Source organism: Acinetobacter modestus (assembly GCF_014636095.1).
GTDB classification, from domain to species: Bacteria; Pseudomonadota; Gammaproteobacteria; order Pseudomonadales; family Moraxellaceae; genus Acinetobacter; species Acinetobacter modestus.
On sequence record NZ_BMDV01000002.1, the window covers coordinates 186691 to 212925 of the forward strand.

Annotated in this window: 24 protein-coding genes; 13 read left to right on the forward strand and 11 right to left on the reverse strand. The window is 38.1% G+C overall.

What is annotated here, in order from left to right; all coding sequences use genetic code 11:
• Positions 1-80: 80 nt before the first annotated feature.
• The gene (locus IEV17_RS04930; RefSeq protein WP_004661072.1) at positions 81-1082 is read right to left on the reverse strand and encodes a Tim44 domain-containing protein; all 1002 of its coding nucleotides are present in this window, start codon (positions 1080-1082) and stop codon (positions 81-83) included.
• A gap of 82 nt (positions 1083-1164) precedes the next feature.
• A complete protein-coding gene (gene radA, locus IEV17_RS04935; RefSeq protein WP_004661073.1) occupies positions 1165-2553 on the reverse strand; it encodes a DNA repair protein RadA in 1389 nt (462 codons plus the stop codon).
• Between the two features lie 291 nt (positions 2554-2844).
• On the opposite strand from radA, the gene IEV17_RS04940 reads away from it, so the two are divergent.
• The 6 genes from IEV17_RS04940 to IEV17_RS04965 all read left to right on the forward strand — a co-directional run bounded on the left by IEV17_RS04940 (position 2845) and on the right by IEV17_RS04965 (position 8368).
• Positions 2845-4257 carry an amino acid permease gene (locus IEV17_RS04940; RefSeq protein ID WP_004661074.1) on the forward strand — a complete coding sequence of 471 codons (1413 nt, stop codon included), beginning with the start codon at positions 2845-2847 and terminating at the stop codon, positions 4255-4257.
• Positions 4258-4400: 143 nt separating this feature from the next.
• Entirely contained in the window at positions 4401-4628 is a 228-nt protein-coding gene (gene lptM, locus IEV17_RS04945; protein WP_004661075.1) for an LPS translocon maturation chaperone LptM, read from the forward strand.
• Positions 4629-4650: 22 nt separating this feature from the next.
• Positions 4651-5901: a diaminopimelate decarboxylase gene (gene lysA, locus IEV17_RS04950; protein WP_004661078.1), complete on the forward strand. Its 1251-nt coding sequence runs from the start codon at positions 4651-4653 to the stop codon at positions 5899-5901.
• A 6-nt stretch (positions 5902-5907) separates the two neighbouring features.
• Positions 5908-6762 carry a diaminopimelate epimerase gene (gene dapF, locus IEV17_RS04955; protein ID WP_004661080.1) on the forward strand — a complete coding sequence of 285 codons (855 nt, stop codon included), beginning with the start codon at positions 5908-5910 and terminating at the stop codon, positions 6760-6762.
• 78 nt (positions 6763-6840) lie between these two features.
• A complete protein-coding gene (locus IEV17_RS04960) occupies positions 6841-7767 on the forward strand; it encodes an ADP-ribosylglycohydrolase family protein (RefSeq protein ID WP_004661081.1) in 927 nt (308 codons plus the stop codon).
• Between the two features lies 1 nt (position 7768).
• Entirely contained in the window at positions 7769-8368 is a 600-nt protein-coding gene (locus IEV17_RS04965) for an alpha/beta fold hydrolase (RefSeq protein ID WP_004661083.1), read from the forward strand.
• A 54-nt stretch (positions 8369-8422) separates the two neighbouring features.
• Here IEV17_RS04965 and IEV17_RS04970 read toward each other — a convergent pair whose 3' ends face one another.
• Entirely contained in the window at positions 8423-9037 is a 615-nt protein-coding gene (locus tag IEV17_RS04970) for a LysE family translocator (RefSeq protein ID WP_004661085.1), read from the reverse strand.
• Positions 9038-9197: 160 nt separating this feature from the next.
• Between IEV17_RS04970 and xerA the strand changes: the two genes are divergently transcribed.
• The 7 genes from xerA to gyrA all read left to right on the forward strand — a co-directional run bounded on the left by xerA (position 9198) and on the right by gyrA (position 17127).
• Positions 9198-10088 (forward strand): site-specific tyrosine recombinase/integron integrase, encoded by an 891-nt coding sequence (xerA, locus tag IEV17_RS04975; RefSeq protein WP_161794027.1) that lies wholly within the window; start codon positions 9198-9200, stop codon positions 10086-10088.
• A complete protein-coding gene (locus IEV17_RS04980) occupies positions 10081-10662 on the forward strand; it encodes an HDOD domain-containing protein (RefSeq protein WP_004661089.1) in 582 nt (193 codons plus the stop codon). Before xerA ends, IEV17_RS04980 begins: the two co-directional genes overlap by 8 nt.
• A gap of 472 nt (positions 10663-11134) precedes the next feature.
• Entirely contained in the window at positions 11135-11884 is a 750-nt protein-coding gene (locus IEV17_RS04985; protein ID WP_004661090.1) for an electron transfer flavoprotein subunit beta/FixA family protein, read from the forward strand.
• Between the two features lie 17 nt (positions 11885-11901).
• Positions 11902-12837 carry an FAD-binding protein gene (locus IEV17_RS04990; protein ID WP_004661092.1) on the forward strand — a complete coding sequence of 312 codons (936 nt, stop codon included), beginning with the start codon at positions 11902-11904 and terminating at the stop codon, positions 12835-12837.
• Positions 12838-13011: 174 nt separating this feature from the next.
• Entirely contained in the window at positions 13012-13509 is a 498-nt protein-coding gene (locus IEV17_RS04995) for a DUF2147 domain-containing protein (RefSeq protein WP_004661094.1), read from the forward strand.
• Between the two features lie 76 nt (positions 13510-13585).
• On the forward strand, positions 13586-14101 hold the full coding sequence (locus IEV17_RS05000) for a DinB family protein (RefSeq protein ID WP_004661097.1): 516 nt from the start codon (positions 13586-13588) through the stop codon (positions 14099-14101).
• Between the two features lie 296 nt (positions 14102-14397).
• Positions 14398-17127 (forward strand): DNA gyrase subunit A, encoded by a 2730-nt coding sequence (gene gyrA, locus IEV17_RS05005; protein WP_004661099.1) that lies wholly within the window; start codon positions 14398-14400, stop codon positions 17125-17127.
• 45 nt (positions 17128-17172) lie between these two features.
• Here gyrA and IEV17_RS05010 read toward each other — a convergent pair whose 3' ends face one another.
• From IEV17_RS05010 to IEV17_RS05045, 8 genes are all read right to left on the reverse strand, one after another.
• On the reverse strand, positions 17173-18819 hold the full coding sequence (locus tag IEV17_RS05010; RefSeq protein WP_004661101.1) for an ArnT family glycosyltransferase: 1647 nt from the start codon (positions 18817-18819) through the stop codon (positions 17173-17175).
• Positions 18820-18833: 14 nt separating this feature from the next.
• Positions 18834-19217 carry a GtrA family protein gene (locus IEV17_RS05015; protein WP_004661104.1) on the reverse strand — a complete coding sequence of 128 codons (384 nt, stop codon included), beginning with the start codon at positions 19215-19217 and terminating at the stop codon, positions 18834-18836.
• 20 nt (positions 19218-19237) lie between these two features.
• Positions 19238-20197, reverse strand: a complete 960-nt coding sequence (locus IEV17_RS05020; RefSeq protein WP_004661105.1) for a glycosyltransferase family 2 protein — start codon at positions 20195-20197, stop codon at positions 19238-19240.
• Positions 20194-20988, reverse strand: a complete 795-nt coding sequence (locus IEV17_RS05025; protein WP_004661106.1) for a ChbG/HpnK family deacetylase — start codon at positions 20986-20988, stop codon at positions 20194-20196. The genes IEV17_RS05020 and IEV17_RS05025 overlap by 4 nt, the downstream gene beginning before the upstream one ends.
• Positions 20989-21108: 120 nt before the next feature.
• The gene (locus tag IEV17_RS05030) at positions 21109-22197 is read right to left on the reverse strand and encodes an ABC transporter permease (protein ID WP_004661108.1); all 1089 of its coding nucleotides are present in this window, start codon (positions 22195-22197) and stop codon (positions 21109-21111) included.
• Positions 22194-23324 (reverse strand): ABC transporter permease, encoded by a 1131-nt coding sequence (locus IEV17_RS05035; RefSeq protein ID WP_004661110.1) that lies wholly within the window; start codon positions 23322-23324, stop codon positions 22194-22196. The genes IEV17_RS05030 and IEV17_RS05035 overlap by 4 nt, the downstream gene beginning before the upstream one ends.
• Positions 23325-23327: 3 nt before the next feature.
• Positions 23328-24491: an HlyD family secretion protein gene (locus IEV17_RS05040; protein ID WP_004661111.1), complete on the reverse strand. Its 1164-nt coding sequence runs from the start codon at positions 24489-24491 to the stop codon at positions 23328-23330.
• Positions 24492-24503: 12 nt separating this feature from the next.
• Positions 24504-26000, reverse strand: a complete 1497-nt coding sequence (locus IEV17_RS05045) for a TolC family protein (protein WP_034601123.1) — start codon at positions 25998-26000, stop codon at positions 24504-24506.
• Positions 26001-26235: the final 235 nt, after the last annotated feature.

Sequence of the window (26235 nt, forward strand, 5' to 3'; positions counted from 1 at the left end):
TTTATTTCTATCTCTGAACATCGACAAAAAAAGAGCTGTCGAAACAGCTCTTTGGATGTATTACGTGAGGTTTAATTCAATTAAGCTTGTTGAATACCGGCAACAACCCAATCTTGTTGTGAGCCAGCAGGCTTAACAAAATGCCAAATTTCGGTGAAAGGTTGTGGCAAGCTGTTTAAATCTTCGCTTACTGTTCCTGTAAAACGGACGCTAACAACGTATTGACCATTTTCAGTCGCACTATCTGCAACCATTGCGTTTAGATTACTAAATTCTGCAACATCTTGGTCTTGGTTGGCCATAATGTCACTGTACATAGATGAATAAAGTTCAGGTGTTAAATAACGACGAATTTCTTCAATATTACTAGCACTATTCACTGATTGAATATGATTAAAACGCTGACGAGCTACACGTAAGAACGCAGCAGGTTCAGTACCATCAGGTAATTGATTGCCACTACTCATTGATGCTCCGCCAAATGGTGCTTGAGGAGCAGCCGTACCGCCACCGACAGATTGACCAAAAATATTGGTATTGTCAGTTGCAGGCGCTGTATTTTGGCGACCAAAATTATTTTGACCGTTATTATTTGGCGCATAAGGATTGTTTGCAGCTACTTTTTGTTTACCGCTGAACTTACGGAAAATAAAGAAAGCACCGCCTGCGATCAGTAATAACCAGATCCAAGTTGGGATTCCATCTTTTTTCTCTTGCTCTTGGGCTTGTTGTGCAGCTTGAGCATTCGCTGTTTGCTGATCAGTGGCAGTTGGGTTATGTGGTTTATCATCAGCTAAGGCATTAGCTGCAACTGCACCTACCGCCGCACCAGCTACACCAGCTGCAACCATTGAACCAACACCGGGACCTGATTTTTGAGGTGCAGTTTGTTGTGGAGCAGGCGTAACTTGACGTGGTTGCTGATAAGATGGGTTAGATTGTTGGTATGACTGACTAGATGAACTAGATCTGCTCATACCGTGGCTTTTTCCACCACCTGCACGTTTTGCTTCTGCAAGTGGTGCAGCAACCAATGTTGCCATTAAAAGAGCTGCCATCAAGCCACGCTGGTGTACTTGCATCGAAAATTCCTATTTAAATCCTATTTGTAAATGTATTTATGCAGGTATTTATCTGTAATTTCAACTATAAAAATATGTTTTTTTATGTCAACTCGTCACTCAATTGCATTGCTTCGGTGAGAGCCTCATGTAAGCGTGCAACGGCAATGATTTGAACGCCATCGATAGATTTTTGCGGTGCATTAGCTCTTGGTAAAATGACATATTTAAAGCCATGCTTGGTCGCTTCTTTTAATCTTTCTTGACCATTCGGTACAGGACGAATCTCACCAGACAGTCCAACCTCACCAAAAACTGCCAATTGTTGTGGCAGAGCTTTACCTCTTAAACTTGATGCACAAGCCAATAAAACCGCAAGATCAGAGCCGGTTTCAGTAATCTTTAAACCACCCACTACATTGACATAAACATCTTGTCCTGATGTTTGCACACCACCATGACGATGCATCACTGCAAGTAACATATTCAAACGGTTTTGCTCTAAGCCAAGTGCTACTCGACGTGGTTGCCCGTGTGCATCATCGACTAAAGCTTGTACTTCGACGAGGAGAGGGCGCGTTCCTTCACGGCTGATCATTACAATTGAACCAGGAATCGCTTCATCATAACGACTGAGAAAAATTGCTGATGGATTGGCAACTTCTCGAAGTCCTTTGTCGGTCATGGCAAAGACACCCAGTTCATTCACTGCACCAAAACGGTTCTTTACAGCACGTATCATGCGATAACGTGAGTCAGATTGCCCCTCAAAGTAAAGTACACAATCCACCATATGCTCTAAGACACGTGGACCTGCAAGCGAACCTTCTTTGGTCACGTGACCGACAATAAATAAGGCTGTACCACTATTTTTAGCAAAACGAGTAAGTAAAGCAGCAGACTCACGGATTTGTGAAACTCCACCTGGAGCCGATTGTAATGTTTCAGTATAAAGTGTTTGAATTGAGTCAAGAATGGCCACAGCAGGACGCTCTTGTGCGAGAACCTCACAAATACGTTCCACGCAAGTTTCAGCCATAACTCTGAGTTGATCTGTGGGCAGATCCAAACGTTGAGCACGTAAGGCAACTTGTGAAAGTGATTCTTCGCCTGTGACATAAAGAGCTGAACTTTTCTTACTAGCCATATGCGTGGCGGTTTGCAATAAAATTGTTGATTTACCGATACCTGGATCACCTCCAATCAATACAACAGAACCTGTAACTAGGCCACCACCCAGTACACGATCAAATTCACTGATGCCAGTTTGTAGTCGAGTTTCATTTGAGACAGAGATTTGATTCAGCGTTGTAATATTGGCTACTTGCCCTGCATAGCCACCTACTTTAGGTCGCGCGCGGTGTGAAATACTAGGCTCTAATCGTACTTCCGTTAAGCTATTCCATTCGCCACATTCTGAACATTGACCAGCCCATTTAGGATGGTCTGCACCGCATTGTTCACAACGATAAACTGTTTTAACTTTGCTCATATTTACTCGTAAAAGATACGTGATAGATCAATTAATTTTTTAAAAAATTTGGTTTATGGAAATCTGAAATACAAATTTTATCTATAACAGTCGCCAAACTCGATTTTGGCACGTAAACTGCTAATTACAAGGAATTGTACATCGAGGTTTATAAAAGAGGAAAAGATGATTAAAAATGCAACTAAAAAGTTCTGAAATTTTAAAAAAGTGATGAAAAGCCGAAAAAACTTTTTCTATTGTTAGATTTTTAGGCTAATTTTGTGACATAAAACTCGAGAGTTGAATATAACAATGTCAAATGATTTTCTTGGTTCACCAAATGAAAACGGTGAGCTACACCGTAGCCTTTCCAATCGACATTTACAGTTGATTGCGATTGGTGGAGCAATCGGAACGGGATTGTTCATGGGTTCGGGTAAAACGATTAGTTTAGCTGGACCATCTATTTTATTCATTTATGGCTTGATCGGTATCATGGTGTTTTTCGTGATGCGTGCTTTAGGTGAATTACTCTTATCGAATTTAAAGTATAAATCTTTTATTGATTTATCCACTGATTTAATCGGTCCTTGGGCGGGTTATTTTGTTGGATGGACGTATTGGCTATGTTGGGTCACGATTGGTATCGCAGATCTATCAGCCATTATTTACTATCTTGAATTTTTCAATGGGGGAGAGTCATTTACTCCATTAGGCGGATTGTTGATTAGTACTGTTGCGATTCTATTTGTACTTGGGTTGAACCTTGTCACTGTAAAATTATTCGGTGAAATGGAATTCTGGTTTGCAATGGTTAAAATCACAGCAATTATTGTCTTAATTGCGGTTGGTTTATGGATGATCTTTACGGGGTTCACTAATGCTGCGGGTACAACGGCGAGTATTAGCAACTTGTGGACACATGGTGGTATGTTCCCTAAAGGGTTAGATGGCTTCCTCGCAGGCTTCCAAATTGCAATTTTCGCCTTTGTCGGTGTAGAGCTGGTCGGTACAACTGCCGCTGAAACACAAGATCCAAAACGTAACTTACCGAAAGCGATTAACTCAATTCCAATTCGTATCATTATTTTCTATGTATTGGCATTGTTTGTGGTGATGTGTGTAACACCTTGGGATCAAATTAACCCTAAAGTCAGTCCATTCGTAAACATCTTCTCACAAGCAGGTATTGCTTCTGCGGCGATTATTATGAATTTGGTGGTGTTATCTTCAGTGATGTCATCAATGAATAGTGGTGTATTTTCGACCAGTCGTATGCTATTTGGTTTATCAACGGATAAACAAGCACCAAAATTATTTGGAAAACTTTCTAAATCGGCAGTTCCTGCAAAAGCATTAATCTTTTCTTCGATCTGTATTTTTATCGGTGCTTTCGTTCAATTCGTTTATAAAGTGAAGACAGGAACCAATGATGAAGTTACTGCGTTTACCTTAGCGACCACTCTATCGACTATCTTGTTTATCTGTGTCTGGATTGTGATTATGTGGAGTTACATTAACTACCGCAAAAACCGTCCTGAGTTACATGCACAATCAACTTTTAAACTTCCTGGTGGCGTGTTTACTTGTTGGGTAGTGATTATTTTCTTCCTTGCAACGATTTATTTCCTTGCTTTGGACGAAACCACTTTAGAGTCACTTAAAGTCAGCCCAATCTGGTTTGTTATTTTGGCAATTGGTTATTTCTTAAATAAAAAGAAGTAAGCCGTTAAAGAAGTAATGAACAGGAACGTCGGCATCTAAGTCGGCGTTTTTTTATGGATATTGTTTTATTCCTTCAAGTTTAGACTTTAGCCAATCTGATGATCACGTTATACTGCTCCGAATTGTAAAAGTTAGGTGCTCAGATGCGTCAAGTCATTTGTTCGATCGGTTTATTATTCAGTAGTGTGGTACTTACTGCATGTGGTCAGTCAGGGGCATTGCAATTACCTTCTGATATCAATCATGACAAACGTGCAAAATACCTGCTTTATAAAAATGAAACCTCTCAGGCTAAAACGTCATCTGATGATGTGAAAGCTGAAAACCAAGCAGCAACCTCTTCAACAGTATCACAGACAACCTCACCTTAAGTTTGTAAATAAGGACATCTTCATGAGTTTCACTCGCATTAATGGAGTATTGCATGCTGAGCAATCTTCATTAGATCAGCTCGCACAGCAATTTGGCACGCCTTTATATGTTTACTCAAAATCTACATTTGAGAAGCATTATTTAGATATGCATCGTGCTTTTGATTTTATTGATCATCAAATCTGTTTTGCAGTGAAGTCAAACTCGAATATAGCTGTTCTGAATGTATTAGCAAAACTTGGTGCAGGTTTTGATATTGTGACGGGTGGGGAACTAGCACGTGTTCTCGCAGCAGGCGGTGAACCTTCAAAAATTGTATTTTCTGGTTTAGGTAAATCCGAAGCTGATATTGAAAAAGCTTTGACCGTAGGTATTGCATGTTTCAATGTTGAATCTCATGCTGAACTTGATCGGATTCAAAAAGTAGCAGCGAAATTAGACAAGAAAGCGCCGATTTCATTACGTGTAAACCCAGATGTGGATGCGAAAACTCATCCCTATATCTCAACAGGTCTGAAAGAAAACAAGTTTGGTATTCCAAGTGATACGGTCAATGAGACTTATCAATATGCGGCTTCATTACCAAATCTTGAGATTGTCGGTATTGACTGCCACATCGGTTCACAATTGACAGAAACCAAACCTTTCGTTGATGCTTTGGATCGTGTCATTGTCATGATTGAGCAGTTGAAACGCTTGGGTATCAACCTCAAACATATTGATATTGGTGGCGGTCTAGGCGTTTGTTATAAAGATGAAACTCCGCCAAGTGTTGAAGAGTATGCTAATTCAATGCGACCAGCTTTAGAAAAGCTTGGTCTCAAAGTGTATATGGAACCAGGGCGTAGTATTTCTGCCAATGCAGGTGCATTACTCACCAAGGTGGATTTACTCAAGCCGACTAATCATCGTAACTTTGCCATCATTGATGCAGCGATGAATGACTTAATTCGCCCAGCTTTATATGAAGCGTGGATGGATATTCAGTCAGTCAATCCAAATCCTGATGTTGAAGTTAAAACTTGGGATTTGGTTGGTGCAATCTGTGAAACAGGTGATTTCTTGGGTAAAGAGCGTGATTTAGCACTTCAAGAAAATGATGTCCTTGCTGTATTAGGTGCAGGTGCCTACGGTTTTGTAATGAGCTCGAACTACAACACGCGTGGTCGTGCTGCCGAAGTTATGGTCAGTGGTGATCAAGCTTATTTAATTCGTGAACGTGAAACCATAGAATCACTTTGGGAAAAAGAACGTTTATTGCCTGAGGAGTAAATTGAGATGTATTTAGAATTTACCAAAATGCATGGTTTGGGCAATGATTTTATGGTCGTTGACCTGATCACGCAACGAGCTTATTTAGATACTTTAACCATTCAACGTTTAGCCGATCGTCATTTTGGTGTGGGTTTTGATCAACTTCTGATTGTTGAACCGCCTGATTTTCCTGATGTTGATTTTAAATATCGAATTTTTAATGCTGATGGTTCTGAAGTCGAGCAGTGTGGTAATGGTGTACGTTGTTTCGCTCGCTTTGTACATGAACGTCAACTGACGACCAAAACTAAAATTCGTGTACAAACTAAAGCGGGTATTGTTGAGCCTGAGTTGGGTGCCAATGGGTGGGTTCGTGTCAATATGGGACCACCAAAATTTCTTCCAGAAGAAATTCCATTTCTTACCCAAGAACATGAAGATATTGAAGGCTTATACGCACTAGAACTTGTAGACAATCAAAGTATCAATATTGATGTTGTGAACATGGGTAATCCTCATGCTGTGACTATTGTACCTGATGTATTAACTGCTGATGTTGAGCGTATTGGCCCACAAGTAGAATCACATACACGTTTCCCTTCACGGGTGAATGCTGGATTTATGCAGATCATTGATGAAAAGCATATTCGTTTACGTGTGTTTGAACGTGGTGTTGGCGAGACGTTAGCCTGTGGTACAGGGGCTTGTGCAGCAGCGGTCAGTGGTATGCGCCGTGGTTTACTTGCCAATGAAGTTGAAGTTCAGCTTGCAGGTGGTAAGTTGCATATCGCTTGGCGTGAAGGTGATGTGGTGTGGATGACAGGTCCAACCACGCATGTCTACGATGCACGATTGGATTTACGTTATTTTCAAGGGTAAATTAGATTGATCTTAGGGTAAAAAGTCTCAAGTTGGGCTTTTTACCCTTTATTTTTACAATAAGAAAATGAGAGAAAAATGCAAAATAAGCTTCGTGGTGCAATTTATGGTTTATTGATTGGTGATGCAGTTGGTGTGCCTTACGAATTTCACTTACCTGAGCAACTACCTCATATTATCGATATTGATATGATTCCGCCTAAAGATTTTAGTCGAACTTATCCTGATGTTCCAATTGGCACATGGTCAGACGATGGTGCTCAAGCTTTGTGTTTATTGACATCTTTACTTCATTGTCAAAAGTTAGATGCTGTTGATTTAATGAATCGTATTGCGAATTGGTATCAGTTTGGTTATATGACCCCCGATTATCAAATATTTGATGTAGGTGTGCAGACAGCAACCGCTATTCGAAAATATTTACAAGGTACGCCAGTCATGCAAGTCGCAAATGATGATGAACATGCCAATGGTAACGGTGCTTTGATGAGAGTTTTACCTTTAGCATTGTGGCATCAAGGCTCAGACGAAGCATTAATTTTAGCTGCATATTTACAATCACATATTACGCATGCGCATTTACGCTCGAAAGTATGTTGTGCCTTGTATTGTTTATGGGCGAGATATATTTTAAAAGGAATGGTGATTAATGCCGCATGGTCACATGCTGTAACTATCCTACGACAATATTGTGAAAAACGACCTGATGACTTGGAACAATTAGAATTTTTTATCCGTCCTGATGATTTAGAACGAGGAATGGGAAGTGGTTATGTTGTAGATTGCTTAAAATCAGCTTATTTAGCGCTACAAGAGCCAGATTATCAAGCAGTGATTAAAAAAGCGATTTCTTTTGGGCGGGACACTGACACAACAGCATGTGTGGCAGGTGGATTAGCAGGACTTGCTTTTGGATATGATAATATTCCTCATGTATGGATAGAGCAGCTGAGAGCTAAAGAAATAGTTGAGCCTTTACTCATACAATTGATAGAAGGCTTATGAAATGAATTTAGTTTTTCTTGCAGGCGCGTCTGGAAATACTCAATTTTGGAATCCTTTGGTTGCCAAACTTCCAGAAGCCTACACCAAACAAATAATTCATTATCCAGGCTTTCATGGTGTGACCGCAGATCCAGAGATTAACAATTTTGATGATCTGAGCAATTATGTCGTTGCACAGATTGAGAAACCTTCTATTCTCATCGCTCAATCCATGGGCGGAATTTTTGCGATTGCTGCGGCCTTACAGAAAACTGATTTGGTTAAAGGTCTCGTATTGATTGCAACTTCAGGTGGAATCAATTTAGATCGATTTCAGGTACAAGATTGGCGTCAGCTTTATCGACAAGAATATTTGGCATCCCCTGATTGGTTTGTAACGACAAAGGTCGATTATGAGGAATTTTTATCTACGATAGAGGTAGAAACACTACTCATTTGGGGCGATCAAGATTCAGTTAGCCCAATCGAAGTTGGGCAGTATTTAAATCAGATATTTAAAAAATCAAAACTTTATATTGTCGAGGGTGGTGATCATGGACTGGCAAAGCAGGATGCAGATGAAGTGGCGATACAAATAAATGCCTATTTAAAAATGATTTAGACCATGATTGAAACTGATATTGAGCGTGCTGTGTTACAGCACGCTTTTTACGTACTATCTTTTACTTAAAGCTAGTTTTAGTGCAAACAAGATAAAAATACTTCCTGTGATGCGATCCATGTATCGAATAAATTTAGGTTGCTTTAAATAAGCGGAAATGGACTGCATCGCAGCAATTAGAAAAATTGACCAAATCAATCCGATTACTACATGTATCATCACAAGACTCATGGTCCAAATTACTGGAGATGCAGACTGTGGAATAAACTGTGGCAAAAAGGAAATATAGAAAATACCGACTTTGGGGTTGAGTAAATTTCCCCAAAAACCTTTCATAAACCAATTTTGCGTTGTCACTGCTGAATTATTTAAACTCGCAAGTTGGCTACGAGGTTTTAAAAGGAGATTGAGTCCTAACCATGTTAGGTAAATTGCCCCTATCCATTTCAAAGCATTAAAAGCAAGATCCGAAGTCATCAACAATGCACCTAAGCCACAGGCCACGATCACTCCCCACACAATACAACCTAGATTAATTCCTAAAGCTGCTTGAAATGCTTTCGTTTTACCTTCAAGTGTTGCGGTACGGATGATGAGTGTTGTATCCAGACCAGGAGTAATCGTAAGAATGGAGATTGCAATGAGATAGGGGATAAGCAACATTGACATGGTGATGGCGCTACAAAAAACTTGAAATATATTGTATTACACAGCTATATATACTTCGAGATTTGTTTAAAGATAAATCAGAAGAAAATTTGTTAAAATACAAGTTGGTCGATATTCCAAGATGGAGAGAAATTTGGAAACTCCTACAAAACTTCTTTCCATGTGGTTAAAAGAACGCATCATTCAAAATCAATCGGAACATACGATTGCAGCATATCAACGTGATTTAACCGATTTTTTAAAGTTTTGTGAATATAAAAAGCTACGATTAGAAGATGTCGAAGCATCTGATTTAAGGGAATATTTGGCTGCAAGAGTTGAGCAAGATCAACTGAGTTCGAGTAGTCTGCAACGCCATTTAACATCAATTCGTCAGTTTATGAAATGGGCTGAGCAAGGTCAGTATCTACAACAAAATCCATCTGAAGACTTTCGGTTAAAGCGCCAGCCGCGTCCTTTGCCAGGGATGATTGATATTGAAACAGTGAATCAGATTCTAGATCAGGCAGCGCCAGAGAAGCCGATCGAACAACAATTATGGCTACGTGATAAAGCGATGCTTGAACTTCTTTATTCCAGTGGATTGCGCTTAGCCGAATTACAAGGATTAAAGATTAAGGATATTGATTTTAATCGACAATTGTTGCGTATAACGGGTAAAGGCAATAAAACGAGAGTTGTGCCATTTGGAAGCAAGGCAAAACAAGGTTTGATTGAATGGCTTAAAGTTTACCGAATTTGGCAAGGAAATTTTACTGCCGAATCAGCAGTTTTCATCTCACAACGAGGAAATACATTACAACCTCGACAAATTGAAAATCGCGTTAAATTGCAAGCACAAAGAGCAGGTGTTAATGTCGATGTACATCCGCATTTATTACGCCATTGTTTTGCCAGCCATATGCTTTCAGCAAGCGGTGATTTACGCTCAGTTCAGGAGATGTTAGGACACAGTAATTTATCAACGACCCAAATTTATACCCATGTTGATTTTGATCAATTAGCAAAAGTCTATGATCAAGCCCATCCGCGAGCACAAAAAAATGAGTGAACGACAAGAAACAGCTTTATCGTTGGATAATGAAGTATCTATTCAGTGTGCGAATTATATTGAGAAGATTTTATTTCAATATCAAACAATAATAGGTGCAGACTATCAAGGTTATTTGAATCATTGTAAGCGTGTGGCTTTTTGCTGTTTAATCCTAGCTCAAGATGATTGCCAACAAACCCGTGATAAAATTGCGATTGCTGCTGCTTTTCATGATATTGGTATTTGGACAGCAAAAACGATTGATTACATTCAACCCTCTGTGCAGCAGATGAGGCAATATCTTGAAATCAATCAATTATCTGATTGGCAAAATGAACTGACTTTAATGATTACGGAGCATCACAAGCTAACAGCTACCGAATGTGATGAATATCCCTTGGTTGAACATTTTAGAAAGGCTGATTATGCCGATTTTTCATTAGGATTATTACGTTCAAATATTCCCTTTCAAACTTTTAAATATTTAACGCAACAATATCCGAATTGCAGTTTTCATAAGAGTTTAATTTTTCTTGGATTTAAACGCTTTTTGCATAAGCCATGGAGTCCATTACCAATGTTTAAATGGTAATTGCGGTATTCTTTTTTGAGTAAAATTAGATCATAAAAGATACATGATGTTGCAAAGTTGAATGTTTAATAACCGACTGTTTTTTTTATTTGTAGTTGCAATTTATTGAACAGACATTCTTACTTTATTGCCAAGTTTTTGCAAAATGTAAATTGGATTAAGATTTATCAGAAATGATCGGTTACAGATCTTTTGTACGTGTTTTTATATAGCCATTTTAGGTGGTTGAATTATATAAAATATTAGCTAAATCAAAGTCTAATATATGTGCTGAAAGTATAACAATATTTATATGCTGAATAACCTGCCAAAATTAGTGAACTGAGCATTTCATCTTTTTTACAGTCATAGCGAAAATTGTGACTTGACCGAAATGCCAAATACATTGCAAGATAGGGCACCTAAAAAGTTTCGATCGAAGAGTTAGAATGCTCTTCACTACATTTACTTGCTTAGAACAGCCGAGGATTACATGAAGGCTCTTGTCGCTGTAAAACGTGTGGTTGATGCCAACGTTAAAGTTCGTGTTAAGCCGGACAATACTGGGGTTGACCTTACTAACGTTAAGATGTCAATTAACCCATTCTGTGAAATCGCAGTGGAAGAAGCGGTTCGCTTAAAAGAAAAAGGAACGATTTCAGAAATCGTTGTTGTTTCAGTGGGTTCTAAAGACGCGCAAGAACAAATTCGTTCTGCAATGGCTTTAGGCGCTGACCGTGGTATCTTAGTTGAAACTGCTGATGAAATTGGCGCTTTAGAAGTTGCTAAAATTTTAAAAGGCGTTGTTGATGCTGAAAAACCAGAACTAATTCTTCTTGGTAAACAAGCAATTGATGATGACTCTAACCAAGTAGGTCAAATGCTTGGTGCTTTACTTGGTGCTGGTCAAGGTACTTTTGCATCTGAAGTTAAAGTTGACGGCGGTAAAGTACAAGTTACTCGTGAAGTTGATGGCGGTTTACAAACTGTTGAGCTTGGTCTTCCAGCAATCATCACAACTGACTTACGTTTGAATGAGCCACGTTATGCTGCTCTTCCAAACATCATGAAAGCGCGTAAAAAACCGCTTGATACTAAGTCTCCTGCTGACTATGGCGTTGCAACTGGTACTAAACTTAAAACAGTTAAAGTTGAAGCACCTGCTGAACGTAAAGCTGGCGTACAAGTTAAGTCTGTAGACGAACTTGTTGAAAAATTGAAAAATGAAGCGAAAGTGATCTAATACAGAAGGATAAAATCATGAGTATTTTAGTTATCGCTGATCACAACAACCAGTCACTTAACGGTGCAACTTTAAACGTTGTTGCGGCAGCTCAAAAAATCGGTGGTGATATTACTGTATTAGTAGCTGGTTCTGGCGCTCAAGCAGTTGCTGATGCTGCTGCTAAAGTTGCTGGTGTGAGCAAAGTATTACTTGCTGACAATGCTGCTTATGCGAACCAATTAGCTGAAAACGTTGCTGGCTTAGTTGCTGACATCGCAAAAGGCGGTTACAAATACGTATTAGCTGCATCTACAACAACGGGTAAGAACATTCTTCCACGTGTTGCTGCACTTCTTGACGTAAGCATGATTACAGACATCATCGCTGTTGAATCTGCTAATACTTTCAAGCGTCCTATCTATGCAGGTAACGCAATCGCAACTGTTCAATCTGACGAAGCAATTATCGTTGGTACAGTTCGTGGTACAGCATTTGATGCTGTAGCTGCTGAAGGCGGTTCTGCTGCAGTTGAAGCTGTTGCTGAAGCGAAAGATGCTGGTATTTCTAAGTTTGTAAGCGAAGAAATCGTGAAACTTGATCGTCCAGAATTAACTGCTGCGCGTATCGTTGTTTCTGGTGGTCGTGGTGTAGGTTCTGGTGAAAACTATCACAAAGTACTTGACCCATTAGCTGATAAGCTTGGTGCTGCTCAAGGTGCTTCACGTGCTGCTGTAGATGCTGGTTTCGTACCAAATGACTTCCAAGTTGGTCAAACTGGTAAAATCGTTGCGCCAGATCTTTACTTGGCAATCGGTATCTCTGGTGCGATTCAGCACTTAGCAGGTATGAAAGATTCTAAAGTTATTGTTGCAATCAACAAAGACGAAGAAGCGCCAATCAACAGCGTTGCTGACTACTGGTTAGTTGGTGATTTGAACACTGTTGTACCAGAATTGGTATCTAAACTTTAATTCTCTGAATTAAGTTTGAAAACCCTTGCGATGCAAGGGTTTTTTTATGGTTAAGAGATTAGAAGAAATCATTATTTGTTGTAAAAACAGCAACGATTAGACCTAAGCAATCAGAAAGTAAAAGAAATTTTCTTCAATTAAAAAATAATTTTGCAAAATATAGGGAGATGCAAAATGAAAATAAACTCGTTATCTCAATGGGTTTTGGGGGTATTTTGGGCAGTGTTAGCGAGTACAACTGTTTATGCAGCTGATTCGATCGAAGGGTATTGGAAAAGTATTGATGACCGTACGGGTGAACCTTTATCTATCATCGAATTTAAAAAGAAAATTGATGGAACTTATTCTGGAACAATTGTTCATCGTTACCCCAACGTTAGCGGTGTGATCTTAACGCATTGTGTGAAATGTGCTTCACCAAATACGAATAAGCCTATTCTAGGGATGGAGATTGTTTCTGGTGTGACCAAAGATCCCAAAAACCCAAACAAATATAATAATGCGACTTTGTTAGAGGTTTTGAGCGGTCGTACTTATCAGGGTAAGGGGGAAGTGACCAATAATGGCCGTTTGCTCAGAGTGCGAGCATTTAAAGGAGTTTCGCTATTTGGGAGGAGCTCTGTATGGGTGCGTACTGCTGCACCTATGGATGTCGAGGTTAAATCACCTTAATTCTTACAGTTCTCAAACGCTCCGAAAGGGGCGTTTTTATGTTAAAAATAAGGAAAATAAATAAGAGCATGGTTAGATGAATTATACTTTTAAGACTTATTTTCAGATGCTAGCTCTTTATAATCAGTGGGCAAACCAAAAGTTATTTTCTACACTCATCAGCTTAACAGAGGAGCAATTAAATCAAGACTGTAAAGCTTATTTTAAATCTCTTATGCAAACGGCAAATCATGTGTTGGTAGGAGATATACTTTGGTTTGAACGTATCAAAGGCGTTGTTGCATCAACATATACTTTGGATGAGATTCTTTATAATCAACTTGCCCAATTAGAGAATGCTCGAATTGAACATGATCAAAGTCTGATTAATTTTATTCATGAACATGATGAAGTTTCATTCCATCAAATGATTACTTATGTCCGTCGAGGTCAAGTTTATACTGAGCCTTTGATTGAAATATTGGCACACCTATTTAACCATCAAACGCATCATCGAGGTCAAATGCACAGCATGATCTTTGAGCTAACAGCAAAGTCCTTGGAGCTAGACTTAATTTTCTTTCAAAGAGAATATGCCTATTTATATCGCTGATTTAAAAAAACTGGATTAAATACTTTGTTAAAAATGCTGTTATTTTGATTAAAAAATAACCTTTTATTCTATTCACTAAAAAATGGAAAACTAGATTTTTAACTTATTAATTCTAATAAACTTTTTATTGTAAAAAAATGCTATTTTCAGATTAGCAAACTCCCTGTTGATAAGTGCTTTATGCTATAATTTTTCGCTATATTTTTTAATTTTAGTTCAAGTTTCTGAGCTAAATTTTTGCAAGATTGAATACATAAAAACAAGTAGAGCCATCTACTTGTAAACAAGGAGTATGCATGAGCGTATCGGAAATTAGACCGATTGCCATTGAGGACGAACTCAAGCATTCATATCTAGATTACGCAATGAGCGTAATTGTATCTCGTGCATTACCAGATGTGAGAGACGGTCTTAAACCTGTTCACCGTCGTGTGTTGTTTGCAATGCATGAATTGGGCAATGATTATAACAAAGCATACAAAAAGTCTGCTCGTGTTGTCGGGGACGTGATCGGTAAATATCACCCTCATGGTGACAGCGCAGTATATGAAACAATCGTTCGTATGGCGCAAAATTTTAGCTTGCGTTATATGTTGGTTGACGGTCAAGGTAACTTCGGTTCTGTCGATGGGGATAGCGCAGCAGCAATGCGTTATACCGAAGTTCGTATGCAAAAGTTGACCCATGAAATCTTAGCAGACTTAGAAAAAGATACTGTTGATTGGGAAGATAACTACGACGGTTCTGAGCGCATTCCTCAAGTGATGCCGACACGTATTCCAAATCTTTTGATTAATGGTACGACTGGTATTGCAGTCGGTATGGCGACCAATATGGCGCCGCATAACATGACAGAAGTCGTGAATGCATGTTTAGCCTACGCCAATAACCCGAATATTTCGATTGAAGGTTTGATGGAACACATTACGGGTCCAGATTTCCCTACAGGCGGTATTATTTACGGTAAATCAGGTATTGTTGATGCCTATCGAACTGGTAAAGGCCGTTTGCATATTCGTGGTAAATATCACTTCGAAGAAGATCAAAAAACGGGTCGTACGACGATTGTCTTTACTGAGATTCCTTACCAAGTTAACAAAGCAAAAACCATTGAGCGTATTGCCGAGTTAGTCAAAGAAAAGAAACTTGAAGGTATTTCTGAACTGCGTGATGAGTCTGATAAAGACGGTATGCGTATCGCGATCGACTTGAAGCGTGGTGAAAATGCAGAAGTTGCAGTGAATAATTTATTCCTGCATACCCAACTTCAAAACTCGTTCAGCATCAACATGGTTTGCTTAGACAATGGTCAGCCTAAGTTGATGAACCTGAAAGATATTATTGCGGCATTTATTCGTCATCGCCAAGAAGTCGTGACTCGTCGTACCATGTTCGAATTGCGTAAAGCACGTGAGCGTGGGCATATCTTAGAGGGTTTAACGGTTGCCTTGGCAAATATTGATGCCATTATTGAAACCATTAAAACTTCTGCAAACCCCGCTGAAGCGCGTGAGCGTTTACAAGCAGGTGAGTGGGCAGGTGGCGGTGTGGTTGCATTGCTTGAAAAAGCAGGTGCGATTTCTGTTCGTCCAGATGAGATTGAAGGTGAAGATCCTGCTCGTCCATTTGGTCTGGCTGGTGATATTTATCGCTTGTCACCTACGCAAGTGGCGGCAATTTTAGAATTACGTTTGCATCGTTTAACGGGTCTCGAACAAGACAAGTTACATGCAGAATATTCTGAGATCTTAGGCCAAATCGCTGAATTAACAGCAATTCTCAATGATTTTAATTTATTGATGAATGTGATCCGTGAAGAGCTTGCTTTAATCTTGCAACAATATGGTGATGGGCGTCGTACTGAAATTGTTGAATCAGGCGTTGATTTCTGCCGTGAAGATTTGATCCCAGAAGAACAAGTGGTATTGACTGTTTCTCAAACAGGTTATGCGAAAACTCAACCACTTTCTGACTATCAAGCGCAACGTCGTGGTGGTCGTGGTAAGTCTGCAACTTCGATGAAAGATGATGATATTATTCAACATTTAATTGTGGCATCAAACCATGCAACAGTTCTATGTTTTACCAATGTTGGTAAAGTATATCGTTTAAGAGTGTTTGAGGTTCCGCAAGCTTCACGTGGTGCAAAAGGTCGTCCAATTATTAATTTGCTTCCATTGGATGCAAATGAAACCGTGACTGCAATCTTACCGTTGACTGAATTCCCTGAAAATCACTATGTATTCATGGCAACAGCATCAGGTACGGTTAAACGTGTTGAATTAGCACAATTTAGCAATGTTCGTTCTAATGGTTTACGTGCGATTGAATTGAACGAAGAAGATACTTTAATCGGTGTTGCAATTACCGATGGTAATCAGCAGATCATGTTGTTCTCGAACGAAGGGAAGGCAATTCGTTTTGCTGAAACAGATGTTCGCGCGATGGGACGTACTGCCAAAGGCGTGCGTGGTATGCGTGTGAGTTTTGCAAGCAATATGATTGAATCTGAAGATGCTGAAGTCGAAAATGATGATAGTGATGACAATGATGATTCATCAGATTCGAATGTTGTCAGTCGTATTGTTTCGCTCGTGGTTGTACCTGAAACAGGTGAAGTGTTGTGTGCTTGTGCAAACGGTTATGGTAAGCGTACACCTGTAGATGACTTCCCAACCAAGAAACGTGGTGGTAAAGGTGTGATTGCAATCAAGACCAGCGAACGTAATGGTGAGCTTGTCGGTGCTGTATCTATTGATGAAAGCAAAGAACTGATGTTGATTTCTGATGGTGGTACATTAGTGCGTACGCGTGCTGCTGAGGTTGCAACCACAGGTCGTAATGCACAAGGTGTTCGTTTAATTCGCTTAAGCGATGCTGAAACCTTAGTCGGTGTTGTTTCGATTGAAGCTGTAGAAGATGACGAAGAGTTAGACGTTACAGAAGAAACGGAAAATACAGAGGTTGAGGCTGTAACTTCTGAAGAAGCGACAGTAGAACCAAAAGATGATACGCCAGAAGCGTAAATATCCTATTCATAAAAAAGGAAGCTCATCAGCTTCCTTTTTTATTTAGGGATGTTGATGAATGAAAAAAATATCATAATTACGATAATGTAAAACCTTTACATTTGGGTCTTCTGGAGTGTATCCATTAGGATTGCTGAAAAGAAGTAATGGCTGTTTTTGATCCAAAGCTTTTTGTAGCTGCTGTTTATTCCATAGATATTGTTGACGTTCAGGTTCAAATAACAGCCCATCTTTTAGTTCAAGTGAAGAGTTATCTGTTTTGACTTTATCCCAATCATTGACAATATAAGCTGGTTTTTTTAGATCCAGTAAAAAAGGAATGTCATAGAAATAATTGTAATAAAAAACTACATCTGAATTGTGATTGATGAGTTTGGAAAAATCGACTTGGTCAGCATTATTTTTTGTATCTAAAACAGTTATTGCTACTGAAATAGAAGTACAAAATACGATTAAACTTAAAAAAATTCCCGTTAAATAATCTATTTTTTTCTGTTTAAATAACAGCACTAAGCTGAATGGAGTTATACATAAAATTGTGCCAATCACATAAATTTGTATGGCATGATTTATATAAAAATCATGATTATTTTTGATAATGTGTGGTGTTAAAATAATTCCAAGGCCGAGTATGAAAATAAAAACAGCAGTGCCCCAAATTTGAAGTTTGCTTTTATCAATCTTATCTAATATTGGACTTATGGTAACAGCAAGTAATATTGCTAAAGGAGCTACAACTGGCAAGATATATCCTGCTAGCTTTGAAGGTGGAATTGAGAAAAAAATACTGACAGAAATAAACCACCATAAAAGCAGCGATAGTAAAGAAGAAGGTAAAGATTGTTTAAAGAGTTGTTTTGGAAAACTAAAGTGGCTGATTAGAAACCAAGGTAAAAAACTGACAAGAAGAATTAAATAGTAGAAAAACCAAGGCTGTTTATTATTAAACTCATTGGAATTAAATCGGCTAAACTGTTGATCAATAAAGAAGTAATGTAAAAATTGAGGGTGTTTTAACTGAACTAAATAGATCCACGGTACGGTTAATGCAAGAAACAGAAGAATGCCGAAGGGATTAAGTAGAGCGGGAATTTTAGCCCATTGGCGCGTGTAGAGTAACCAAGGAAGGAGTACGAGCCCCGGTATTAGTACACCAATTAGACCTTTACTTAAAAATCCTGCCGCAGCTGCAAAATAACCTAAAAATAGAATAGTTTTTTTACCTGAAAGCGTAAAGTCAACGAAGCTAAGGATACACACCGTCATCCATGAAGCAACTAATAGATCATGATTGATATATTGGCTGCTGCCATAAAATAACAAGCTTGTTGCTAATATAATCATCGTTAACTGAGCAATTTTTTCAGAAACATGTTTCTTCAGAAAAATAAAAAGACTGAATAACATCATACAACCTGCCAAGGTTGGAACGAGTCTTAACACCCAAATATGCACACCAAATATTTCCATTAAGCTTGTAGAAAGCCAATGTAATAAGGGGGGCTTATGCATAAATGGTAATCCATTAATGCGTGGAATTAACCAATCTCCAGATTCGAGCATATAGCGACTAATATCACCATATCGTCCTTCATCTGGTATAGATAGGGGACGAATACATGAGCTAATGAATAGCCAAAGAGGTAAAAAAATAAGTAAAAACTTAGATGATCGCAGCCATTGTTGCATGTATTTCATCCCTATTATTGAAATGCAAAATAACGATTGAGTAAAAAAGTAAAAATTGAAGTGATGCAAATACTAGCAATCACGAGTAAGGAAACCTGAAAGTGAAGATAGTGGTGGCTGATGAGCAAAATAAATTCATTAAAAAGAAAACCTAGCGTGGCTACTGCAATGAATTTCTTTAATGTTTGCCTGTGCTGAAGATAAGTTACTCTGAAAGTAAAAATACGATGGCCAAAGTAGCTAATCCAGAAAGCGGTTAAAAAGGCGAAAAAGTTGGCGTATTTTAATGAGATTTGATATTGGGGTTGGATGAGCAGCGTGACTACAACATAATGTATAAGTGCTGCGAGTAAACCCACCATACCAAAACGAAAGAATTGTAGGATATGCACTTGCATTAGAAGGAAGCTACATTATTTTATTTTTCTTGTAGTGCAGGCTTTGGTTGAATATGTGAATATTCTGCTGAAACAATATATTTAGGTCGATTTTTTACTTCTGCATAAATTCGACCAATATATTCACCTAAAATGCCAATGCAAAGGAGTTGAATGCCACCTAAAAGTGTCATACCAGCAGCAAGTGTGGCCCAACCTGGTACTCGAATACCTTCAATTAACGTTTCGATAATAATCCATACCCCATAACTCATCGCAAATATTGCAAGTAATGCGCCGAGATAGATACATAGCCGCAATGGAAGGTCGGAAAACCCAGTTAACCCAGACATTGCTAGTTGAAATAAGGCTTTAAAATTAAAACTAGATTGACCGTGTTGACGTTGTTGTTCTGTGAAATGAATTCCAATACTTTTAAAGCCTACCCATGCATATAGGCCTTTCATATAACGGTTTTTTTCAGAAAGCTTTTTAACTGCATCGACTACTTTTACATCAAGAAGTCTAAAATCTCCTGCATTTTCAGGAATATCGACAGAAGAACTTAAGTTCAGTATATGGTAATAGCAACGGGTGAAGACTTTTTTAAGCCATGATTCCGTACTTCGATCTCGAATTCCATAGACCATGTCATAGCCATTTTTCCAAAGTTGAATCATGCTTGGAATTGCATCTAGTGGATGTTGAAAATCAGCATCGATTAGGAGGGCTGCATCTCCAGTTACATAATCTAATCCAGCACTTAGAGCTGCTTCTTTACCAAAATTGCGAGAAAGTTTTAGTATGCGTAGCGGATAGTCATTCAGCATTTGTTCTAAAACAGCAACAGTTTGATCCTGACTACCATCATCAATTACGATGATTTCATAGCGTAAGTTTTGTTGTTCCAATTGTTGTGCTAAAGCAGGAATAAATTTTTTTAGATTTTCTGCTTCGTTATACGCAGGGACGACACAAGATAAAAATGGATTGTTTATCATTTTAATGCATCCATTGGGCCGAGTGAAATTTGATAAAGTCGACAGTCATCACGAAATTGTGATGAATTCAGATATTGAAATTCTCTTACACGCGCTGCTGCAATAGGGTCTTTGTGGTCAATAGCATCCATAGCTGGGTGACACATAATTAATAAATGATCTTTTGCTCGCATTAACCATTGTTGGTTTAATCGAGCGTAATCAAAATCTTCAAAATCATAAATGCCTGCAAAATTTTTATTTTGATAGATATTTTTCTGCTTACATATCGCTGCCAAAGTTGGCGCACCGAGCATTGAAAGTAAACGGGTTTTGGCTGAATAATGAGGAATGAATACAGGGTACTCTAAGTTTCTAATCCAACCTTGAAAATGATGTTGCTTGAGAAAATCGATTAATACCTCTCGAATAATAGGAAACTGATGTATGTGTTGATGACCATCAACAAAATCAGGTTGTCTCTTCATTTCTGAAATAAATAGATTCCATTGTTGTTCAATGCTTTGTTGAATGATTTTCGGATCTAAACGATGAAACCATGCTTTTAGCATCAATTGAGGTAGGCTGAAGATAGGTATTTGTCGATCGAATAAATGAGTAAAATTTAGATGTAGACCAACATCAATATGATTCGATAATGGCTTAAGTTGTTGGGCTGAGATTGGCCAGTAGGCAGACTGAGTCATACATGAGGTTGCATGTAAAACTCCTTTTTGCACGAGCAATAGAATCGCTTCTGAAATTTCAGGGTTCATTGCAAAATCGTCAGCGCAATAGCACACTTTAGCCATATCCATGCCTTCATTTAGGTCAATTAAAAAATAAGATAGAGATTTACTCTTACCTTTTAATTAATTTCGATTAAAGCAATATGCCTAGATATCCTTAATAACAACTTAAACCATGAAACGCTATTTCTTAACCAATCTGAAGTAAGAAATAGCTAATAAAATTGCGCCTAATGTTGCTAAGAAAATTAGTTTGGGTACGACAATAGCAATAGGTACACCCATTTGATTTAATTGCACAAACATTTGCACGCCGTGTGTAGAAGGAAGTAACCATGCCAACCATTGCATCCATTCTGGCATAGCGGAATGTGCCCAAGCTGTACCTGTTAACAAAAATAGAGGCACAGAGGTTACAACAATCAAATGTCCAACACGTTCGGGCATATCGACCAGAGAACCAACTAGCATTGCTAAACCAATAATACAACTCACATAAATCGGAACAGCGAATAGCATTCCCCAGAAATTACCCCCATGCGGATATTCATATAGCCAAAATGTAAAGCCAAATAAATAGAGACAACCTAAACATCCGATGGTTAATATTGCGGCAAAAATCGCAAGAAATTCTGATCGGTTGGCAACCCAACCTTTTTCTCTATAGCTCGCAATCAACATTGAGAGCCCGAGTAATATGGTTTGATGAATGATAAGACTGGACACAGCAGGAAAAATATAGCTGCCATAGCCAGATAATGTATTAAACAAAGGAATTTGATGAATTGAGATCTCAGGATGAAATGAGGAAGTTTTTCCAAATTTTTCTAAATATTCTTGCAGGGTATATTCAATTGAACCTGCAAGCCCTATTCCAACCTCTTTCGTTCGAATGAAATAGGCTGTACTTAGGTAAAGACCAATTCCACCTATTTCACCGCGTTTCAAACTATTGGTAAGATTTTCGGGTAAAAGTAAAATGCCTTCAGCTTTCTGATTTTTTACGAGCTTCTCAGCCTCTAGGAAATTATCGGTAACTGTTGTGATTCGAATATGTGGACTATTAGCAGCTTGACTAATAATTTTTGAAGTTAAAATACTTTGTTCTTGGTCAACAATCACAATTGGGATATCTGCTGCCGACTGAGCTTTATAAGCAGTAGGGTAGAAAAAACTATACATGATTACAGCTGCAATCAATGTGGTAAATACAGAACTATTTGCAACAATATTTTTAAACGTTTGGATGTAATAGAAGCAAAATGATTTCATTGATTTTGCTCCTGAATATTTTTCTTCAATAAACGAATACTTAAACCTAGATAAAGAGCAGAGAAAATAACTAAAATGCCAAAAGGAATGAGAGATACGGAAATATCACTACCAATCACCCATTGCTCTGTTTGTAGTTTTGCATAAGGCGTATACGGAATAATCATTGACCAAAATTGAGTAAATGCTGGTGCATTATTCAGGGGGAGGGTAATTCCCGAGAAACTAGGTGATGATCCACCGTAAAGTGCAATAAAACCAAAGGTTTTAGGTAGATCTTTGGTCGCTAATACAACGGTACTGCTGATGACAGCATAAGAAAAATAAAGTAAAAATTGTGCAAGCAAAATTAGGCTGAGCGAGCCTGCAATAAAGTAGCCACGAATATGTGCTAGCCAAAACATCCAGCACCATGTCCACGCACAAAAAATAAAGACATAGGTCAGGATTTTACCCAACAGGCAAGAAATAATGTGTTTTGAGTCAACCCATTCATTCAGGGTTTTCCTTTTAAACTCCTGTCCTATCGCAAAAGCCACACAACAGCAAAGCAGTAAATGTAAAACTGCGGGTACCATGAATGGCTCAAGGAACAGTTCATAGCTCATATTAGGATTATATAGTGTAGAAATTTTGATATGAGGTGTTGGAACATCCAAGTAGGGGATTACATTTGATAAGTAACTCTCTCCCATATAATCTGCCATACCGTTTAATGTACTCATCAGCATTGCAGAAGAAATGGTATTCCCAATACTAAAAAAAGATTGATTGTAGGCAATACTAATTTGTGCATCTTGTGCTTGTACTAATCTTTGTTCTGCACCATCGGGGATTAAAACGAATCCCCATGCTTCAGTTTTATTAATAAGCTGTTCGGCTTCATATTGGCTAGTGGTGATGGTTTTTACTTGTAAAGTATGATTGATACTCAGTGCATGAATGACTTTACGGCTCATTTCACTTTGATCTTGATCAATCACAACGATAGGTAAATGCTCAGCTTTACCCGATGCAAACATATTGCCAAAAAGAAGAATCACCAACAAAGGGGCAATGATCGCCATAAAAAAATCAGCTTTATGGCGTTTTAAATAGCGCAACTCCCGAAGCATTACTGCAAACATCGGTTATTTTGCCTCTGCAATATTAAATAAAACACTCATACCGACTTTTAGGTCTGGAATGGTTTGCTCTGGTACTAAATGAAATTTGAAGCTACGAATATCATAACCGCCAGTTTGTCTTGTTGTCTTAATCGTTGCAAAATCACCTTCGGCATCAATTTTTTTCACTTTGAAATTTGCTTTACGGTTGAGTGCAGGAATAAAACCTTCCAGAGTTTTAGTTTTATAAATTGAGCTATACATGTCTTCACGGACATTCAAACTTACCCACAAATCATGGTCTTCAAGAATGCTTACTACAGGGATGCCTGTCGCGACTAACTCAGTTGGTTTACCGTAAGTTTTAGAAACAGTACCATCAGTCGGTGAATATAGTTTGGTCTCTTCGTTTAAAGCATTGGCTTCTTTTACCGCAGCTTGAGCCATAGCCACTTGTGCATCAGCAGTTGATTTTTGTTGCTCCGTACTGCCTCGTTTTGCGCGTGCGTATTGTTGATAAGCGGCTTCTGCAGTTTCACGTGCCGAAGTTTGGGCGGCTAACATTTCATCACGGCGTTGACGAGAAATGACACCTTGTTGAAATAGATTTTCACCACGTTTATAAGTGGTTGCTGCCAAATCAGCTTGGGTTTTCATTGCTTGCCAGTTGGCGTATAAGGTTTCAATATTCTCTTGTTGAGCACCACGATACACAGTCGAATGAAATGCTGTAGCACTTTGTAAAGCTGCTTGTGCTTGCTCTTTCTTTGCTTCTAACTCGGGACTAACAAAACGAACCAAAGCCTGTCCTTTTTTGACGGGTTGTCCATCAGTGATGTAAAATTCTTCAATACGGCTTGGAACTTTAGTGCTGATATGTACTGTTTCTGCTTCAACGCGACCTTGTAATTCAATGGTCTGAGGTTGATAAGCTTTCCATAGACCATATGCAATTAAACCGAATAATAAAATAAGGATAATTAACCCAATAAGTTTGAATTTTCCATTTTTAGATGATTTATTCGGTGGAATTTTTTTATTCAAAGGTGCTGTTTCAGCTTCTACTTTTTCTGTATGTTCAATTAGAGAAACTGGTTCAGATGCTGTTTCTTTTGTTTGAGCATCTATTGTTTGGTTGACTTGATCTGTATCACGTTCTGAATTGGATGATGATGGATTCTGGCTCATAAATTTCTCCAATTAGCGGATATAGTCAGTACGTGGTTGATTGACGTAAAGCTTAAATTCATCAATAGAACCATAGCTTTGTAATAAGGTAGCTAAAGATAAAATATATTTATACGAGTTGAGTGCCATTTCAGTTTTTAAAGCACTTAAAGCATTTTGTGCATCAATCACTTGTGTTGCAGTACCCATACCTTCTTTAAATGAAAGTTGTTGGATTCTTAAATTTTCTTGAGCTGCTTTGGTATTCTGGGTAAGTAGTTGATGGCTATTTTGCGAAGAATTTAATTCACTATAAGATTTGTATAAAACATTTTCGACTTCTTGTTTTGTCCGTTCAGTCATAAGCTCTGCTGCATATTTTTTGAGCTCTGCGGCACGGATATTTTTATTATTGTCTATACCTGAGAATAAATTGTATTTTGCCATCACACCAACAATCCAATTTTCTTTGCTATCTAAGCCATATTCTCCAAAAGCAAAAACACTTGGTTTTTTAGAGGCTTGTTGAACTTTCACATTTTCATTGGCTAATTCAGTATCTATTTGTAGTTTTTTAATCAAACTTGAGTTCTGATCATAATTTGCAAGCAATTTATCCAAAGAATGATTCTGAGTTAAATTCACAAAAAGTGGGGTGCTTAGACTGACACTTTCTTTGGTTTGTAATAGATTCTGTAAACTAAATTCGCTCGCTTTTAAATTAGACTGTGCATTTTGGTAGGTACGTTCAGCATTATTGCGTGCAACTTCAAATTGCATACGCTGTCCCTTGTTAATAAAACCTTGTTTTTCAAGTTTTAGCGCATTGTTATAATGTTCTTGCATGGCATTCAAATTAAACAGCGCTGACTTGGCTAATTGTTGTTGTAATTGCACATTGAAATAAGCCTGAATCATTTCAAAACGTTGTGTATCTTGCTGTTGTTTTTCACTAATATTTGAGCGTTTTGCTTGAATTGTGGCGATTTGTTTAGCGCTATTAATTTTTCCACCAGTATATAGCGGCATAACCATTGAAACTGAAGTACGAACATCATGATCTTCAACAGTGACATCTAAGTTATTTGGAACTTTATTTAAACCATCGCTAACAACTTGATCAAAACCTTGGCTGACCTGATCGATGACTTCTGGAGGTAATACATTTTGCCATTGAGATAATTTTCCATCAAAACTATTTGTTAATGAGTTTTCTAAACGACGTTTACTTGATTCAAGAGGCACGCTCGTTTCACTATGAAATGCATAGGCTCGAGCATTTAAATCAATTCTTGGTAAGCCTAAATTTTTAACAGCTTCCATTTCTAATTGTGATGCTTGCTGTAAGGCTTGTTGCGCTTGAGAACTATAAGCATTTTGCACGACATATTGTTCAGCTTGGCTATAACTGAAGGTCTGAGCAAATGATGGTAATGAAAATAGGGTACAACTAATCAGGCTCATACATAGGCTGAGCTGTTTTGGAAACCGTTTGACCTGAAGGTTCGGTCGATCATGTCGTTTCAACATAAGAGCATGTCGCAATTTAATAATATCCTCAGATAGTCTAAATTCTTTTTATAAAATTGAAATATTATGTTTTTAATTAAATAGTTATATCACTTCAATTGGTGTATTGAATTTGTAAAAAATAGAGTTTTTAATCTATAAAGAAGAATGGGATTTAAACTGTGATCAGTGAATAAAATGCATCAAAATAATCAAAAGCAGATTAAAAAATTTATATGTTTTTTGCACGAAAATT

Excerpts from the sequence above, each read along its gene's own strand:
- IEV17_RS04930 (WP_004661072.1), bottom strand. The coding sequence starts at position 1,082 with ATGCAAGTACACCAGCGTGGCTTGATGGCAGCTCTTTTAATGGCAACA.
- radA (WP_004661073.1), bottom strand. The coding sequence starts at position 2,553 with ATGAGCAAAGTTAAAACAGTTTATCGTTGTGAACAATGCGGTGCAGAC.
- IEV17_RS04940 (WP_004661074.1), top strand. The coding sequence starts at position 2,845 with ATGTCAAATGATTTTCTTGGTTCACCAAATGAAAACGGTGAGCTACAC.
- lptM (WP_004661075.1), top strand. The coding sequence starts at position 4,401 with ATGCGTCAAGTCATTTGTTCGATCGGTTTATTATTCAGTAGTGTGGTA.
- lysA (WP_004661078.1), top strand. The coding sequence starts at position 4,651 with ATGAGTTTCACTCGCATTAATGGAGTATTGCATGCTGAGCAATCTTCA.
- dapF (WP_004661080.1), top strand. The coding sequence starts at position 5,908 with ATGTATTTAGAATTTACCAAAATGCATGGTTTGGGCAATGATTTTATG.
- IEV17_RS04960 (WP_004661081.1), top strand. The coding sequence starts at position 6,841 with ATGCAAAATAAGCTTCGTGGTGCAATTTATGGTTTATTGATTGGTGAT.
- IEV17_RS04965 (WP_004661083.1), top strand. The coding sequence starts at position 7,769 with ATGAATTTAGTTTTTCTTGCAGGCGCGTCTGGAAATACTCAATTTTGG.
- IEV17_RS04970 (WP_004661085.1), bottom strand. The coding sequence starts at position 9,037 with ATGTCAATGTTGCTTATCCCCTATCTCATTGCAATCTCCATTCTTACG.
- xerA (WP_161794027.1), top strand. The coding sequence starts at position 9,198 with ATGTGGTTAAAAGAACGCATCATTCAAAATCAATCGGAACATACGATT.
- IEV17_RS04980 (WP_004661089.1), top strand. The coding sequence starts at position 10,081 with ATGAGTGAACGACAAGAAACAGCTTTATCGTTGGATAATGAAGTATCT.
- IEV17_RS04985 (WP_004661090.1), top strand. The coding sequence starts at position 11,135 with ATGAAGGCTCTTGTCGCTGTAAAACGTGTGGTTGATGCCAACGTTAAA.
- IEV17_RS04990 (WP_004661092.1), top strand. The coding sequence starts at position 11,902 with ATGAGTATTTTAGTTATCGCTGATCACAACAACCAGTCACTTAACGGT.
- IEV17_RS04995 (WP_004661094.1), top strand. The coding sequence starts at position 13,012 with ATGAAAATAAACTCGTTATCTCAATGGGTTTTGGGGGTATTTTGGGCA.
- IEV17_RS05000 (WP_004661097.1), top strand. The coding sequence starts at position 13,586 with ATGAATTATACTTTTAAGACTTATTTTCAGATGCTAGCTCTTTATAAT.
- gyrA (WP_004661099.1), top strand. The coding sequence starts at position 14,398 with ATGAGCGTATCGGAAATTAGACCGATTGCCATTGAGGACGAACTCAAG.
- IEV17_RS05010 (WP_004661101.1), bottom strand. The coding sequence starts at position 18,819 with ATGCAACAATGGCTGCGATCATCTAAGTTTTTACTTATTTTTTTACCT.
- IEV17_RS05015 (WP_004661104.1), bottom strand. The coding sequence starts at position 19,217 with ATGCAAGTGCATATCCTACAATTCTTTCGTTTTGGTATGGTGGGTTTA.
- IEV17_RS05020 (WP_004661105.1), bottom strand. The coding sequence starts at position 20,197 with ATGATAAACAATCCATTTTTATCTTGTGTCGTCCCTGCGTATAACGAA.
- IEV17_RS05025 (WP_004661106.1), bottom strand. The coding sequence starts at position 20,988 with ATGGCTAAAGTGTGCTATTGCGCTGACGATTTTGCAATGAACCCTGAA.
- IEV17_RS05030 (WP_004661108.1), bottom strand. The coding sequence starts at position 22,197 with ATGAAATCATTTTGCTTCTATTACATCCAAACGTTTAAAAATATTGTT.
- IEV17_RS05035 (WP_004661110.1), bottom strand. The coding sequence starts at position 23,324 with ATGTTTGCAGTAATGCTTCGGGAGTTGCGCTATTTAAAACGCCATAAA.
- IEV17_RS05040 (WP_004661111.1), bottom strand. The coding sequence starts at position 24,491 with ATGAGCCAGAATCCATCATCATCCAATTCAGAACGTGATACAGATCAA.
- IEV17_RS05045 (WP_034601123.1), bottom strand. The coding sequence starts at position 26,000 with ATGTTGAAACGACATGATCGACCGAACCTTCAGGTCAAACGGTTTCCA.